Raw genomic sequence first — 14,162 nt, forward strand, 5'->3', positions numbered from 1 at the left:
GATTAAAAAGAAGAAGCAGGCTTCCGATATTGGAATACCTGCTTCTTTTCAAATTGGGGAGCTGAGAATATGAAGGCGCTTTGTGTCCTATTTCCTTTAGTGCTTTAATTTTTTAGCCCAATAATGACTAGCTATTTTAATAAGTTCTTTTTCAGGATTACTTAAATAAGAGCCTTTTTTATAAGAAGTACATATTTGCCAAACAGGCTTTTGCTTGATTGAAAAATAGGCAACGTTCGGATTATGTTCGGCATAGGTAATTGGAATCACGGAACAACATAATCCTTCAGCAACCAAATGATATAAGTTGTGGCAGCTTCTCGTTTCTAATAAGATATCGGGATTTATATCTTCTTCGGCAATCAGGTTATCATAAATTTCGCGAAGGGTTGATCCTTTATGGATACAAGCAAAGGTATCGTTCCTAAAAAGTTCTAAACTCATTTCAGGAAGTTGATCACCAAGTTTTCCTCCTAAATGGGCAAGGGGATGTGCTCTAGGGACAGCTAGGATAATTTCTTCCGTATTGATTTGAATATAATCATCTTTTGTTTTTTGGAAATCTTGTAAAGTCAAAAACCCAATATCAAGATTCCCAATTGATATTTCATGCTGTTGTTGCTTTACTGTTAGTTCGATTGGCTCAATCTTTATATTTGGATATTTTTTGTAAAAAACAGGATAGATATTTGCAAACATTTCAGGACCACGTTCGGGGGTTAAGCCCATCCTAATTTTCCCCTTTTTTATTTCCAAAAGATCGTTAATTTGGTTGTATGTATCTTTTTTTATCCGAACCATATTTTTTGCATTTTCAACATAAATTTCTCCCGCCTGCGTTAGTTGCCAATTGGTTCTTGAACGGACAAAAAGTTGAGTTCCGAGCTCTTTTTCTAATTTAAGTAGCTGCTGATTTAATGCGGATTGAGTTATAAAAAGTTTTTCGGCGGCTTTAGTTATATTGTTCTCCTCAGCTATTTTTATCATATATTCCAACTGTTTTAGGTCCATCTGAATTCCCTCTCTTACTCTTAATTTTTCTAAGAGAAATCTAAAAATTATCACTTTTACTTTATGTATAACCTAAGACTACAATGATTTTAAAGAAAGAACAAGGGTTGAGGAGGTAAAACAGTGGGACATCATTATATAAAAATAAATGAAAATGATAACGTTGCCATTGCGGTAAATGCTATTCCAGCCGGTACCGTTGTCATGGATGATATTCTAACAAACCAGGATATTCCCCAAGGACATAAAATAGCATTAACCAATATTGCCGAAGGTGAATCGATCACTCGTTACGGTGTGACCTTAGGATATGCAGTTCATCCGATTCAAAAAGGCGACTGGATCAATGAACATATGTTGAAACTTCCAATCCCTCCATCATTAAATGAGATGGTGTATGCAACAAATTTAGTAACAGATCTGCCGGAGCCACCAGTAAGGACGTTCATGGGTTTTCCGAGCGAAAGCGGAGGATTTGCTGGAACGCGAAATATATTAGGAATTGTCACAACGGTTCAATGCGTAGCAGGTATTTTAAATAATGCTGTTAAGAAGATTAAACAAGAACTACTTCCAAAGTTTCCTAATGTAGATGATGTTGTAGCGATTAACCATGCATATGGCTGCGGTGTTGCCATTAATGCACCTGAAGCAAACATCCCGATTCGAATGCTGCAAAATATGGTGAAACATCCGAACTTTGGTGGAGAGACAATGATTATTTCTCTGGGGTGTGAAAAACTGACATTAGAAATGTTATTGGATACGGAATATAACAATCCTGATAATGTGGTGACGTTACAAAATGTAAAGGGCCACGATGCCATTATCTTAGAAATGATGAAAATGGCAGAGAATAAATTGAAAAAATTGAACCAAAAAAAACGAGTTGAGTTACCTCTATCCGACTTATGTATTGGACTCCAATGCGGTGGAAGCGATGCTTTTTCAGGAGTAACAGCGAATCCTTCTGCAGGATACGCTGCAGACATGTTAGTAAGTGCTGGCGCAACTGTCATGTTCTCAGAAGTAACGGAAGTACGGGATGGTGTCCATATCATTGGTGAACGTTGTGTAAATGAAGAAGTTGGGAAAAAACTGGCTGAAGAAATGGAATGGTATGATCAATACTTGAACAACAGTCAGGTAGACCGTTCGGCAAATCCAACACCAGGGAATAAAAAAGGCGGATTATCAAACATCGTCGAAAAAGCAATGGGTTCAATAGCTAAGTCTGGAACTTCTCCGATTGTAGAGGTTCTTTCTCCAGGAGAAAGACCATCGCAGAAGGGGATGATCTTTGCCGCAACCCCGGCCAGTGATTTTGTCTGTGGTTCGTGCCAGTTATCCAGCGGAATTACGCTTCAAGTTTTTATGACAGGACGAGGCACACCATATGGATTAGCAACTGTTCCAGTAATCAAAGTATGCTCAAGAAATGATATGAAAGATATGTGGCAAGATTTAATTGATGTAAATGCAGGTCCAATTGCTACGGGCGAGGCAACCATACAGGAAATGGGAACTCAATTGTTTAATGAAATTATTGATGTTGCAAGCGGAAGAAAGCAAACTTTTGCAGAAAAATACGAAATTTACAATGATTTTACACTTTTCAACCCTGCTCCGATCACCTGAGATTGTAAAATTAAAAATTTCCAAATTATATAATAATATAAAGTTGGATTAAATAATTATTAAAAGGAAAAGTCCGATAGAAAATTTAATCCTTAGTGGGGTGATTTTTAGTGAAAACTCTCCGAAAGATGTATGATCATTTAAATTGGGCAAACCAGTGTATTCTTAAAACATTACAAAGTAAAGAATATGAAAATCAAGAAGTAAGTCGTTTATTTTCCCATATCCTCTTAGCAGAAAAAGTGTGGATAACTAGATTAAATGGATTGGATAGTTCAGGGTTGCCCATTTGGTCCGATGTCAATATTGACGAATGTTCAGAACTTGTGAAACAAAATGAAGAGAGTTTCAGAGAATTTCTTATTAACTTAAAAAATAGTGATTTAGATAAATTAATCATTTATACAAATAGCAAAGGACAAGAGTTTAAGAGTACTATAGAGGAAATTTTAACTCACATTGCATTGCACGGTCAGTATCATAGGGGACAGATTAATATACGACTTCGAGACCTGGGTTTTGAACCAGTTCATCTTGATTTTATTACATTCGTAAGATAAAAATATCCGAGGATTCCGTATTAAATAGTATTTTATGTTATGTTATACGTCTTAGAGGATAGGACTATATATGATAAGATTTATCCGAGGTGGAAAACTTGGAGCAATTAATTTATACTCTTTTAGCTTTTATAAATAATTCTCTTTTTAAGGATATCAACTATTCTATTGCAAGAAGTCTTTTGGAAAATATCGATAAGATTGAGGGATTTTCGTTAGAAACTGCAGCCGAAGCATGTAATGTAGCTCCATCAACAATCAACCTGGTTCTGCAAAAGAATTGGTTTTAGAAATTTTTCAAACTTAAGGAATAGTGTTGTATTTTCGATTAAGTCAGGTACATCTTTTGAACAAAAGGATAGTGTCCTTAGTGCAGACAGGTTTATAGAGCAATTAGAGGAAAACGTAGAAATCATTGAAAATATCCCAGTTGAACAGATAGAACGGATTGTTAAACTAATTAATGATTCTAGAAGAATTGTAATATTAAGCTTTGAGAAGCATCAAGTACAAGCTTTGGAGTTACAAAAAAAATTACTCCTTGCAGGAAAATTTTGTGAATGTGATACAAATCTATTTAAACAAATGGATGCTCTGGATGTATTGACAGAAGAAGATAGCATTATCACTATTTCTATACAGGGTAACCTCCTTGCAGAGGGATTCCCTTTGATTGAAAAAATTAAAACGACGATGGGTAAGAAATTACTCATTACTTTTTCAAATCCGCATCAACATGAAGAAGTATTTGATGAAATTTTGCAGTGTGGAAAAATTGAAAATAGTGCTGTTAGCAGTAATACCTTACTACGTCTGTTTGATATTTTGATTTATTGGATTCAACATCATCATTCTTACAAGGCTTAAACTGGTCTAATTTAGACCAGTTTTTTTCATTTTAGGAGAGTATCTTTAATTTATTGATAAAAACTAAAGGCTGGTTAATTTCAGGAACCATCCTTCCCTAATATGTGATTTGGTTTCAAGAATGAAAATGTACTTTGAAGATTATTTAAATGGAGGTAAAAATGGTGACTAATTATCAATTTCCTAAGGATTTTTTATGGGGCGGTGCAACTGCAGCAAATCAATTAGAAGGTGCTTATAATGAAGGTGGTAAGGGTCTCTCCATTTTCGATATGGTTAAATTTGTGCCAAAAGAGGAACGCGGAAATGATGTGGAAATGGATGTTAGAAGCGAAAAGGAATTGGAAGCATTATTATCTTTAAAAGAGGGAGAAAATTTTCCTAAGCGACGCGGTATTGATTTTTATCACCGATATCAGGAAGATATTGCTTTATTTGCTGAAATGGGTTTTAAAGTATTCCGTTTATCCATTTCGTGGGCACGTATTTTCCCAAATGGAGATGAATTAACCCCTAATGAAGAAGGTCTAGCATTTTATGATAAGGTGTTTGATGAGTTATCGAAGTATGGCATTGAGCCATTAGTGACCTTATCTCACTATGAAATACCACTTCATTTGGTTCAAAAATACAATGGCTGGACAGATCGCCGCCTAATAGAATTCTTTGTACGTTATGCGGAGACGGTTTTTAACCGTTATAAAGGGAAAGTAAAATATTGGTTAACATTTAATGAAATTAATATTTCTCAATTCTCCCCATATATCGGTTCTGGTATGCTTGTAGACCGCGTGGAGAACAAGGAACAAGCTGTTTATCAAGCACTTCACCATCAATTTGTTGCTAGCGCAAGAGCGGTAAAAGCCTGTCATGAAATCATTCCTGACTCGAAAATCGGTTGTATGATCGCTCGTATGGAGGTGTATCCGGAAACTTGCAATCCAGCTGATGTACTTGTCGCGTTGGAAGAGGATCAAAAGAACCTATTCTTCACAGATGTACAAGTTCGTGGATACTATCCAAGCCATATGTTGAGTTATTTCGAAAAGAATCAAATCAAGATTGACATGTTACCAGGTGATGAAGAAATCTTATTGCAACACCCAGTAGACTTTCTTTCATTTAGCTACTACATGACAATGGTAGCGAGCGGATCCCCTGATAAATTGAAGCAAAAAGGGAACTTTTCCACTGGGATTTTGAACCCTTATTTAGAAACATCTGATTGGGGCTGGCAAATTGATCCTACTGGATTAAGAATCACCTTGAAAAAAATGTACGACCGCTATCAAGTGCCATTATTTATTGTAGAAAATGGATTAGGTGCTTATGACAAAGTGGAAGAGGATGGTTCCATTAATGATGATTATAGAATTAATTATCTACGTGAACACATCAGAGCAATGGGTGAAGCCATTCAGGATGGAGTCGATTTAATGGGATACACGACTTGGGGTGTATTGATTTAATCAGTGCTGGTACATCAGAAATGTCTAAACGCTACGGATTCATTTATGTGGATCAAGATGATTACGGTAATGGTACATTGAAGCGAACACCTAAAAAATCTTTCTATTGGTACAAGGATGTTATTGCCACCAATGGCGAGAAGCTTTAACCATTAAAATTTTTGAAAAAAAGGCGATTCTTCAAAAAAGAAGGATCGCTTTTTCTATTAAATTTTGTTAAAAATATCAATGCTTTTAACACTAATCGGCATATTTATTTAAATTTAACTAATAATAATGGTGTATTTTTGAAATTAGGGTTCGATAGTCAATCATAAAGGGGTACACCATGGAAAAGTTTATACAAAACTTAGATTTGTCATCAAAAGGTTTATGGTTTCCCGTTGCTTTAGGTACTATCTTTTTAATTTACATATTTTTCATGCCAAAACGATTAAGTTGGAGAGAAATTTATTTTATCTTTGGTACAACCGGCTATGTAGCAATAACAATCGATGTTTTCCTAATGTTAAATTATTTGGATGTATTTGATTTAGGTCATAATCCGCAATTGGAAGGAATTGGTGATTTTATATGTTACGGTATCATTCCTTCTTGTTTTGCTGTACTATTTCTTAACTATTTTAAGCAAGAAAAGAAATGGCTGTATGTTACGTTCTTCACTATTTTAGCCAGCTTATCTGAGTGGCTGCTTGTTCAAGTTGGATATATGAAGTTAAAAGGATGGCATACCTGGTGGTCTATCCCGGCCTTTATTATAGTCTTTGGGTTTTGGTTACCTTGGCAATTAAGATTGATACGTGGAGAGACAAAGTGAGAAATAACGCTGCTTAACTGTTATATGGGAGATTACAATCAGGTAATTGCAGGCCCAGATGGTTATCTGATTCATGCCTGGGGTGATAATAGAAATATTCTACGCGGACAACTTAACCCCGATGTTTTCTTCAAAAGAACTAGAACGACTTCACACTAAAATAATCATTGTTTTACTAATTGGTAGACGTCGCACAGATAACCTCATTATGTCAAAATTCACCCTATGCTAGAGAACACATATAAACCAAGAGTAGATGGGTTCGAAAGAGTAAAAAGAGAGTGGAATACCAGATAATCTGAATTCCACTCTCTTTTATATTCGCTTAGTCATGACTGTTAAATTTATATTCAAATTCAGGTGCTGTCTGTGCAACTTACCATACAAAGTGATTTGATAAACATTTATTATTCCGATTTTTGTTTTTACTCGATAAACAACCATACCCTTGTCTCCCTTCATGAATATTTTGATATGAAGGAGGTGGAAGGAATATGCCAAAGAAGAAAAAGAAGGAAGAGAATTGCGGTTGTCCCAAACAAATTATACAACCCTGTTCACTCTCTAACGTGAGAATTATTCCGATTAGAGATATCCCGGACAATTGTCAATTAGTATGTATAGGCCCTTTTTGCTCGTTAGTCTGCTTTGGTTCTGATTTACGAGTAATACATTGTGACATAGTTTGTGATGATGCGGGCAATTGCACTGTTATTTGCACGCCTGACGACAACGGTTAATGCATTCCTCTTGATCGTGACCCATCCGACTAATAGTTTAAATATAATTATTGAAAGGAGTGGATTTTCTTATGACATCGTACAATTATGACCGATATAGTAAAGTTGTAAATATACCTAATCCCTTGTATCAATCCTTACAGGGACGATATTTTGTTGGCCAAACGGAACATATACGGTTTGGAAAAGGAAAAAATGGGTGGGGAGGCTTAGTTAATCCATCTAAATCTGATGTTAATTTATTTGTAAATGCGTTTACCATTACCAATCATGCCAATCAACCTTTTGAAGCTGAAATTTGGTTTAATGCCCTTCCACCTGGAACGACCATGATTTCCAATAATGTGACTCCTGCAAACACATCCCTCACACCACTTCCAAAACCCGAAGTAAAAATTGCATATGCAGAATTTGTTGAAGGATTTCCAAAAAGTGGGGTAATGGCGTTTAGGCGAATTGTCCCCCCGCAAAGTACTTTAGCCAGTGATGAAGATGGGAAATTTATCTTTCCGCCTGACGGATCATTTATTATTTTTTTAGTTTCACCAAATAGTGAAATCATTGAGGCGGAAGTTGCGTTCGGCTGGTTTGAAAAAAGAAGGAAATGGTAATCTCCTAGGTATATAACCACTTTTAGCCCTAGACGAGTCAGCAGCTTTTCGCTATAGTATTTCATAACAAAAGCAGCAGAATAATAAAGTAATTCAATAAGATAAATAAAGGCAGGAAGACGTCACAATGACTAAATCTTTTTATCATTTTTTAATGAAGTATCGACATCCTGAACCAATGGATGCCATCAGTCACTTTGCGAACGATGCATACCATGACCATGGATTTCCAAAAAGTTCATCAGACTATCATGAGATAAGCTTATATCTGGAAATGAATGGTCATTATTTACAAAGCTTAGCCACGTTTGATGAGGTGTGGGCTTGTTATGAAGAGAGTGAGAGATAGGCGCAAAACGTTTGCCTATCTCTTTTTTTATTCCATCGATTCTCATGTATTCTGGTGCCGTTTCAAGCAAAAGTGCATATAATATCCTAAATATTTCACGACTCATCATTGAGAGGATGGAGGAAATGGATAAACGAAAAAAACCGAAAAAGCCGAAGTACAAAATCGGTGATTCAGTCGTGATCACAATATATGGAACAGTTGGGAAAGTTACAGATGTCAAATGGCTCGATGGAATGTATGTGTACGAAATTGATAAAAGTGAAGGTCTATATTTTGAATCAAAGCTCGAATTATTATCAGAGTATCAAGGCGAAATCGTTGAAAAAGAACAGATTGATATCGAATATAAGTTCTTTTTTGGGGATCTAGTCCAAGTAAAAGGTTATGGAGCAGAATTATTTAAAGTTGTAGGCTTTCGGACAGAAATTTGGCGGTATAAGGAAAACGCTTGGGAAGATGTCATTTATGAGTTAGCAAGAATTAAGGATGGGGAATGGTTAGAGGCGGGCGAAGAAGAGCTAACATTAGTGGCAGATGCTGAAACTGCAGATATGTTCATTCAAAAGCTCGGACTGCTGTATTTAGCAAATAAACCACAAGCGCTCCTCAATCTTCCTGAACCAAAAAACCCGAATCGAAAAAGAGAGCGGGAAGAGTTGAATACAAAAATGGAAAAGAAGGAATATATTGATTTTCTATTAGATGTGTATAATGATTATCGTCTGTTATATCACTTATTCCATGATGAGGAATATAAGAAAGTTATGAAGGTTGTATTAAAAAAATTGGCATCTGTAGTAAATGGTGATGAAATTAATCAATAAACACAGACTCTTTCTTATTACTATTTTCCCACCTTCTTTGATCCCCTTAAGTTAATTAAACTCTTATACGAGTTATAGAACAAAGCAAACTCACCATCGTAATAAACACCCTTTAAAATCCTTATTTAAAATAAAAAGTTGCGGGTATGAAAAAAGAAAAATGCTCATACATTCCTATAAAGGGGGCGATACTGTGAGAGAAATTGAAGTATTCATTGACACGGAAGAAATTGCAGAATTTTTCTTTCAAGAGCTTTTGAAACGGGGATACGTTCCCGCAGAGGAAGAATTGGAGGAATTAGCTGATATTACATTTGAGTACTTAGTAGAAAAGAGCATTATCGATGAGGAAGTATCTGAAGATTGACATAGATGACAAAATGACGAGTACCTGTACTCGTCATTTTTGCGTGAGTAAAATTTATTCGTAAATAGAAGGGAGATACGAAACCTTTTATGAATGTTATCGTATAATTAAGGAAGAAATAGCGAGGAGGATAAGAAAATGTTAAAAAAACTTTTGAAATCCATACTTAATAGTGCCGTAAACAACAAAAAACATCACTACACCAGCGACGCGTGGAAAAAGAGCCACAAGTACAAGCATCATTCTCATTACGGTCATGGCCATTATAAAAAGAAACATAAAAGTTTTTCAAGCTTTGGCAGCTTTTTTAGTAGCTAATGTGTTCACTGATTGGAATAGATTAAATGTATAAAAGTATTATCCTAATCATTTCATCATTAATTGAAAAACCCCTGGCGAATGCTACCTTGATTCAAAATCGATACGAAGTTTTGAGTCATCTCGGAAGCGGCAGTTACGGTCATAGTTATTTAGTCTTTGACCATCAAGACAACGTAAAGGTTGTCCTCAAGGCACTAAGGTGGCATAAAAGGATGACAAAAAAAGGGCGAATCGGCTTCTATCAAGAAATGGCAATCATGCAACAGCTCCATTATCCTAGTTTCCCAAGATTTATTGGTCATGGTATGTATGATAAAGTTCCTTTTTTTACGATGGAATACATCTCCGGAAAAACGTTTGAACAACTTATTTTCGAAGAAGGTCGACAATTTGATGAACTAGAATCCTTCACCTTGGGCTATGAGTTAGTTAAGATATTTAGTTTCCTACAACAAAACAACATCGTGCACCGAGATATTCGTATCCCCAATATTATGTGGGATGGAGATCAAATAAAGGTAATCGATTTAGGGCTGGCGAAAAAGGTCGCAGGCGGAACAATCGAAAACCAGAAGTCGATCATTCACCCTCGGAAGCAGATTGATTTCAAGAGTGATTTTTACGGTTTGGGGCACTTTCTCTTATTTTTATTATATTCAGCTTATTCCCCCGATGTTAATGAAAAGGAAAAAAGCTGGGAGGAGGAATTAACCCTATCGTACGATGCGAAAAGCCTGATCCGGAAATTGCTTCAAATAGATCCTCCTTATGAAACAACGCAACAATTAAAGTGTGATTTTGAAAAAATATTAAAATCTTATGCTATAACGGAAGGATGAAGAAAATGTCATTATTTAATAAAGTATTTGCCAGTGTTGGAATAGGCTCTGCTACTGTTGATACAAAATTGGAACGAGATACATTGATTCCAGGAGAAGAAATTAAGGGCATTGTAGAGATTCGTGGTGGCAGTGTCGACCAGCAAATTGACGCTATTTATCTTTCGTTATATACAACTTACTTAAAAGAATCAGATGAAAAGAAATACTCCGTTAATGCTTTAATCGATCAGGTCCGATTAAATGAACCATTATTAATAAAATCGAAAGAAACAAAACAGATTCCATTTTCATTTAAATTGCCAATTGATACTCCTATTTCATTGGGAAGAACAAAAATCTGGGTTGCAACAGGTTTAGACATTAAAAATGCGGTGGATCCATCCGATAAAGATTATATTAAAGTAGTTCCAAATCCACTTATGGAGGCGGTACTTAACGCAGTAAATGACTTAGGATTCAGATTACGTGAAGCAGAGTGCGAGGAGGCTCCATATCGCTTACGGAAACGACTGCCATTTGTCCAGGAATTTGAATTTGTTCCAATTACGGGAAGCTATAAGGGAAGATTGGATGAACTAGAGATTGTCTTCTTTCCAAGTTCCAATTCAATGACCGATATTTATATGCAGGTTGATCGTAAAGCTCGTGGTCTAGGTGGATTTCTGGCAGAGGCATTGGAGATGGATGAAAGTCACGTGCACTTCACGGTAAGCTCTGGAGACCTTCCTTCCTTACGAGAAAAAATCAACGCAACGATCCAAAAATTTGCATAATCGGGTTCGGTGAATTTGGTAGCGGACATTAGATTCTTTATTTTAATTAAAAGTGTTTATTTGATAGGCTAACCGGACAACAGGTTTGTTATTTTACATTCTATGGGCATCAATCAGTGGTTTTTATATAAATAAGGCATTTTGTGTCCTTTTAAGCCTTGAAAAAAGGATATTGGATCAATATAAGGTCCTCTATGTCCGTTCCAATAACTACGTTTTGAAAATTAGCTCAGATTAATCTGGGCTTTTTTTATGCATTTTTTCGTTTTAATTAAAAATTTATTGTCATCCGACAAAAAAACAAAAAATCTGATGAAGGATTCGACAAAGAAAATGTTTAATTCTTATTAAAATTGATTTATTTTCTACTGCAGTTGAAAAGTAATGTCAGTTATTGGAAAATACACAATTGGGGGAATCGGTATGTTAATGGAATTAGTAGGAAAACGAAAACGCAAATTTGATGTCACCCTTTACCAAACTCCAGTATTCAGACAGAAAAAAGGTTATGAACAAGTATATCGCATACTAGTTGAGGAGATTAATCATAAAGACTGCCTTGAAAGCATTTTTAAAATATTTAATGTAAACGATTTGATCCCAAATGATTATGGTGGAAGATATGTTGGGACAGGGGATATTATTTCAATTGAAGAAGGTAAAAACGGCCAAGCCTTCTATCAATTACAGCCGGATGGTTGGATCAAAATTAATCGTTTGCGTTTAAGGTAGGAAGAGGAAAGCTTAAGCTTCCTCCTCTTTTTACTGTTATTGTTTATTTTTTCGATTACCCGCAGTATATTCTTTTCCATGAGCTTCATGTTCTGCAATAATCGCCTCTGCTGGAATATGGTTATTTTTCTTCGGAGAATTAATTCGACTTCGATGTTTTTTGCCCATTGTAACACTCCTCCCTTAATCCATTTCGCAATGGTTGTAATATCCTCACGATAATCACGCCTATAGGAATAAGATTTTGCCTTTATTAACGCTACTTTTATCATTCCCATTTTATTTTGAATCATGAATTTTACTGTTCATTTTTCTGTACAGTAATAATATGCTATAGTTTTTAATGTTGAATGAAAAAACTTCTTTTGATGAATGGAGGAAAAAGGATGAGTATCCATATTGCTGCAAAAGAAAACGAAATTGCTGAAACCGTACTCTTACCAGGTGATCCACTGCGAGCAAAGTATATAGCTGAAACCTTTTTAGAAAACACTGTTTGTTATAATGAGGTTCGTAATATGTTTGGCTATACAGGTACATATAAAGGAAAACCTATTTCCGTTCAAGGAACTGGGATGGGGGTTCCATCCATATCCATTTACATTAATGAGCTAATGCAAAGCTATAATGTTCAAAAATTAATACGAGTTGGTACTTGTGGGGCCATTCAAAGGGATGTAAAAGTAAGAGACGTTATCCTAGCGATGAGTGCATCAACGGATTCGCAAATGAACCGCCTTACTTTTGGAGGGGTTGATTATGCTCCAACTGCGGATTTTGATTTGCTAAAAAAAGCGTACGATGCTGGAGTTCAAAAGGGGCTTAATTTAAAAGTAGGAAATGTTTTCACTGCCGACCTATTTTATAATGATAATGCCGAGCATGAAAAATGGGCAAAATACAAAATATTAGCAATTGAAATGGAGACAGCGGCGCTCTATACATTAGCGGCGAAATTCAGCCGTCAGGCGTTATCCGTTCTTACGGTGAGTGATCACATTCTAACCGGTGAAGAAACGACAGCAGAAGAGAGACAAACAACCTTCAATGAGATGATTGAAGTTGCATTAGAGGCTTCTATAACAGAATAAACCAATAATATCTCAATAACGAATGAAAAGGTGCCTGATTTGCAGGTGCCTTTTTTCAATGAATGTTCGAAAAATCACAGGGTTTTTGTTGGATTTTGCTGTTTTTTCGTTACATTCTGTCGTTTCGTGGTAAAATACTTAGTATTGTATAGTTATAAGAAATTTTTTAGATTGGTGGGTAATATGAATAGATTGCATATCCCAATTGTTTTAAGTCTGATTTTATTAACCGGATGCAATCGGTTTGATACGTATTTTAAAAAGCTTCCCTTTATAAATGAATCTGATCAGAATGGCTCACAACAGATTGATGAAAAAAAGGTAGATGAAAAAACAAATGATCAGACCACAGCTGATGAATTGACACTTGAGGCTGGATATTTTAATGTGATTGAACAGGTTGCCGGAAAAAGTGTCATTCAAAATCCTAAGAATGAATTAGCATTAGTTAATAAACTGTATGCGCTACCTGAAGGGTACATCCCTTCAGACTTAAAAAGGCCAAATGTTCATTTTTCATTTGGTGAAGAGGAATTAGAGAAAAGCTTTCTTCGTGAAGCAGCAGCAAATGCCCTTGAAAAAATGTTTGTTCAGGCTAAACAGGAAGGGATCGAATTAAATGCTGTTTCTGGATATAGGTCTTATGACCGACAGGTAGCACTTTTTGCTGCAGAGGTTAGTCGTGTGGGTGAAGAGCAGGCTATACAAGCCGTTGCTGTCCCAGGGAACAGTGAGCATCAAACTGGGCTAGCTATGGATATATCGAGTGATAGTATGAACAATGAATTATCGGAACAATTTGAGACAAGTGTTGAAGGTAAATGGTTAGCTGAAAATGCTCATCGATTTGGTTTTATTCTCCGCTATCCAAAAGGTAAAGAGAACATAACAGGGTACCAATTTGAGCCTTGGCATTTCCGTTATGTTGGAGAAAAGTCTGCTACAGTTATCTATGAAAAAAATTGGACTCTTGAAGAATTTTTTAACATTGTCAAAAAAATATAAGGTAAAGTGAAACAACCTAGTCCAGAACAGCGTCAAATAGGATAAAATGGTATCTAAACAATAGCGTTAACGATTTCAAATTACATGTAGATCTACTAGGGATTATGAAAGTGGTGAGAGGTTTGGAGCAAAACGAATTAGA

The 14,162-nt window shown here is 35.8% G+C and carries 17 protein-coding genes and 1 pseudogene; 16 read left to right on the forward strand and 2 right to left on the reverse strand.

What is annotated here, in order from left to right; translation table 11 throughout:
• Positions 1-96: 96 nt before the first annotated feature.
• The gene (locus RGF10_RS09685) at positions 97-1,011 is read right to left on the reverse strand and encodes a LysR family transcriptional regulator (protein ID WP_318508823.1); all 915 of its coding nucleotides are present in this window, start codon (positions 1,009-1,011) and stop codon (positions 97-99) included.
• Positions 1,012-1,134: 123 nt separating this feature from the next.
• Here RGF10_RS09685 and garD point away from each other — a divergent pair, with 123 nt between their 5' ends.
• From garD to RGF10_RS09755, 14 genes and pseudogenes are all read left to right on the forward strand, one after another.
• Positions 1,135-2,649 (forward strand): galactarate dehydratase, encoded by a 1,515-nt coding sequence (gene garD / locus RGF10_RS09690; RefSeq protein WP_318508824.1) that lies wholly within the window; start codon positions 1,135-1,137, stop codon positions 2,647-2,649.
• A 110-nt stretch (positions 2,650-2,759) separates the two neighbouring features.
• Positions 2,760-3,209, forward strand: a complete 450-nt coding sequence (locus RGF10_RS09695) for a DinB family protein (protein ID WP_318508825.1) — start codon at positions 2,760-2,762, stop codon at positions 3,207-3,209.
• A 98-nt stretch (positions 3,210-3,307) separates the two neighbouring features.
• Entirely contained in the window at positions 3,308-3,499 is a 192-nt protein-coding gene (locus RGF10_RS09700) for a hypothetical protein (protein WP_318508826.1), read from the forward strand.
• 226 nt (positions 3,500-3,725) lie between these two features.
• Positions 3,726-4,076, forward strand: a complete 351-nt coding sequence (locus RGF10_RS09705) for a hypothetical protein (RefSeq protein ID WP_318508827.1) — start codon at positions 3,726-3,728, stop codon at positions 4,074-4,076.
• A 161-nt stretch (positions 4,077-4,237) separates the two neighbouring features.
• Positions 4,238-5,694 (forward strand): annotated as a pseudogene (locus tag RGF10_RS09710) (glycoside hydrolase family 1 protein).
• 179 nt (positions 5,695-5,873) lie between these two features.
• The gene (locus RGF10_RS09715) at positions 5,874-6,362 is read left to right on the forward strand and encodes a hypothetical protein (protein WP_318508828.1); all 489 of its coding nucleotides are present in this window, start codon (positions 5,874-5,876) and stop codon (positions 6,360-6,362) included.
• 811 nt (positions 6,363-7,173) lie between these two features.
• Positions 7,174-7,713 (forward strand): DUF6143 family protein, encoded by a 540-nt coding sequence (locus tag RGF10_RS09720; protein WP_318508829.1) that lies wholly within the window; start codon positions 7,174-7,176, stop codon positions 7,711-7,713.
• 127 nt (positions 7,714-7,840) lie between these two features.
• A complete protein-coding gene (locus tag RGF10_RS09725; protein ID WP_318508830.1) occupies positions 7,841-8,062 on the forward strand; it encodes a YozE family protein in 222 nt (73 codons plus the stop codon).
• 125 nt (positions 8,063-8,187) lie between these two features.
• Entirely contained in the window at positions 8,188-8,889 is a 702-nt protein-coding gene (locus tag RGF10_RS09730) for a hypothetical protein (RefSeq protein ID WP_412176694.1), read from the forward strand.
• Positions 8,890-9,082: 193 nt separating this feature from the next.
• A complete protein-coding gene (locus RGF10_RS09735) occupies positions 9,083-9,256 on the forward strand; it encodes a YozD family protein (RefSeq protein ID WP_318508831.1) in 174 nt (57 codons plus the stop codon).
• Positions 9,257-9,394: 138 nt separating this feature from the next.
• Positions 9,395-9,574, forward strand: coding sequence for a hypothetical protein (locus RGF10_RS09740; RefSeq protein WP_318508832.1), 180 nt, complete (start codon positions 9,395-9,397; stop codon positions 9,572-9,574).
• Positions 9,575-9,600: 26 nt separating this feature from the next.
• On the forward strand, positions 9,601-10,416 hold the full coding sequence (locus RGF10_RS09745; RefSeq protein ID WP_318508833.1) for a serine/threonine protein kinase: 816 nt from the start codon (positions 9,601-9,603) through the stop codon (positions 10,414-10,416).
• Between the two features lie 5 nt (positions 10,417-10,421).
• Entirely contained in the window at positions 10,422-11,192 is a 771-nt protein-coding gene (locus RGF10_RS09750; protein WP_318508834.1) for a sporulation protein, read from the forward strand.
• A 423-nt stretch (positions 11,193-11,615) separates the two neighbouring features.
• Entirely contained in the window at positions 11,616-11,924 is a 309-nt protein-coding gene (locus tag RGF10_RS09755) for a YodL domain-containing protein (protein WP_318508835.1), read from the forward strand.
• 36 nt (positions 11,925-11,960) lie between these two features.
• On the opposite strand, the gene RGF10_RS09760 is transcribed toward RGF10_RS09755, so the two are convergent.
• Positions 11,961-12,092, reverse strand: a complete 132-nt coding sequence (locus RGF10_RS09760; protein ID WP_318508836.1) for a hypothetical protein — start codon at positions 12,090-12,092, stop codon at positions 11,961-11,963.
• Positions 12,093-12,310: 218 nt separating this feature from the next.
• On the opposite strand from RGF10_RS09760, the gene deoD reads away from it, so the two are divergent.
• Complete coding sequence (deoD, locus tag RGF10_RS09765) at positions 12,311-13,015, forward strand: purine-nucleoside phosphorylase (protein ID WP_318508837.1); 705 nt, start codon at positions 12,311-12,313, stop codon at positions 13,013-13,015.
• A 183-nt stretch (positions 13,016-13,198) separates the two neighbouring features.
• Positions 13,199-14,020 carry a M15 family metallopeptidase gene (locus RGF10_RS09770; protein ID WP_318508838.1) on the forward strand — a complete coding sequence of 274 codons (822 nt, stop codon included), beginning with the start codon at positions 13,199-13,201 and terminating at the stop codon, positions 14,018-14,020.
• Positions 14,021-14,162 lie beyond the last annotated feature (142 nt).

Source organism: Bacillus sp. T3 (assembly GCF_033449965.1).
Classification (GTDB): Bacteria; Bacillota; Bacilli; order Bacillales; family Cytobacillaceae; genus Bacillus_BU.

What these genes read in the sequence shown, in the direction of transcription:
- RGF10_RS09685 (WP_318508823.1), bottom strand. Translation starts at nt 1,011, where the DNA reads ATGGACCTAAAACAGTTGGAATATATGATAAAAATAGCTGAGGAGAAC.
- RGF10_RS09715 (WP_318508828.1), top strand. Translation starts at nt 5,874, where the DNA reads ATGGAAAAGTTTATACAAAACTTAGATTTGTCATCAAAAGGTTTATGG.
- RGF10_RS09720 (WP_318508829.1), top strand. Translation starts at nt 7,174, where the DNA reads ATGACATCGTACAATTATGACCGATATAGTAAAGTTGTAAATATACCT.
- RGF10_RS09725 (WP_318508830.1), top strand. Translation starts at nt 7,841, where the DNA reads ATGACTAAATCTTTTTATCATTTTTTAATGAAGTATCGACATCCTGAA.
- RGF10_RS09730 (WP_412176694.1), top strand. Translation starts at nt 8,188, where the DNA reads ATGGATAAACGAAAAAAACCGAAAAAGCCGAAGTACAAAATCGGTGAT.
- RGF10_RS09740 (WP_318508832.1), top strand. Translation starts at nt 9,395, where the DNA reads ATGTTAAAAAAACTTTTGAAATCCATACTTAATAGTGCCGTAAACAAC.
- RGF10_RS09745 (WP_318508833.1), top strand. Translation starts at nt 9,601, where the DNA reads ATGTATAAAAGTATTATCCTAATCATTTCATCATTAATTGAAAAACCC.
- RGF10_RS09750 (WP_318508834.1), top strand. Translation starts at nt 10,422, where the DNA reads ATGTCATTATTTAATAAAGTATTTGCCAGTGTTGGAATAGGCTCTGCT.
- RGF10_RS09755 (WP_318508835.1), top strand. Translation starts at nt 11,616, where the DNA reads ATGTTAATGGAATTAGTAGGAAAACGAAAACGCAAATTTGATGTCACC.
- RGF10_RS09760 (WP_318508836.1), bottom strand. Translation starts at nt 12,092, where the DNA reads ATGGGCAAAAAACATCGAAGTCGAATTAATTCTCCGAAGAAAAATAAC.
- deoD (WP_318508837.1), top strand. Translation starts at nt 12,311, where the DNA reads ATGAGTATCCATATTGCTGCAAAAGAAAACGAAATTGCTGAAACCGTA.
- RGF10_RS09770 (WP_318508838.1), top strand. Translation starts at nt 13,199, where the DNA reads ATGAATAGATTGCATATCCCAATTGTTTTAAGTCTGATTTTATTAACC.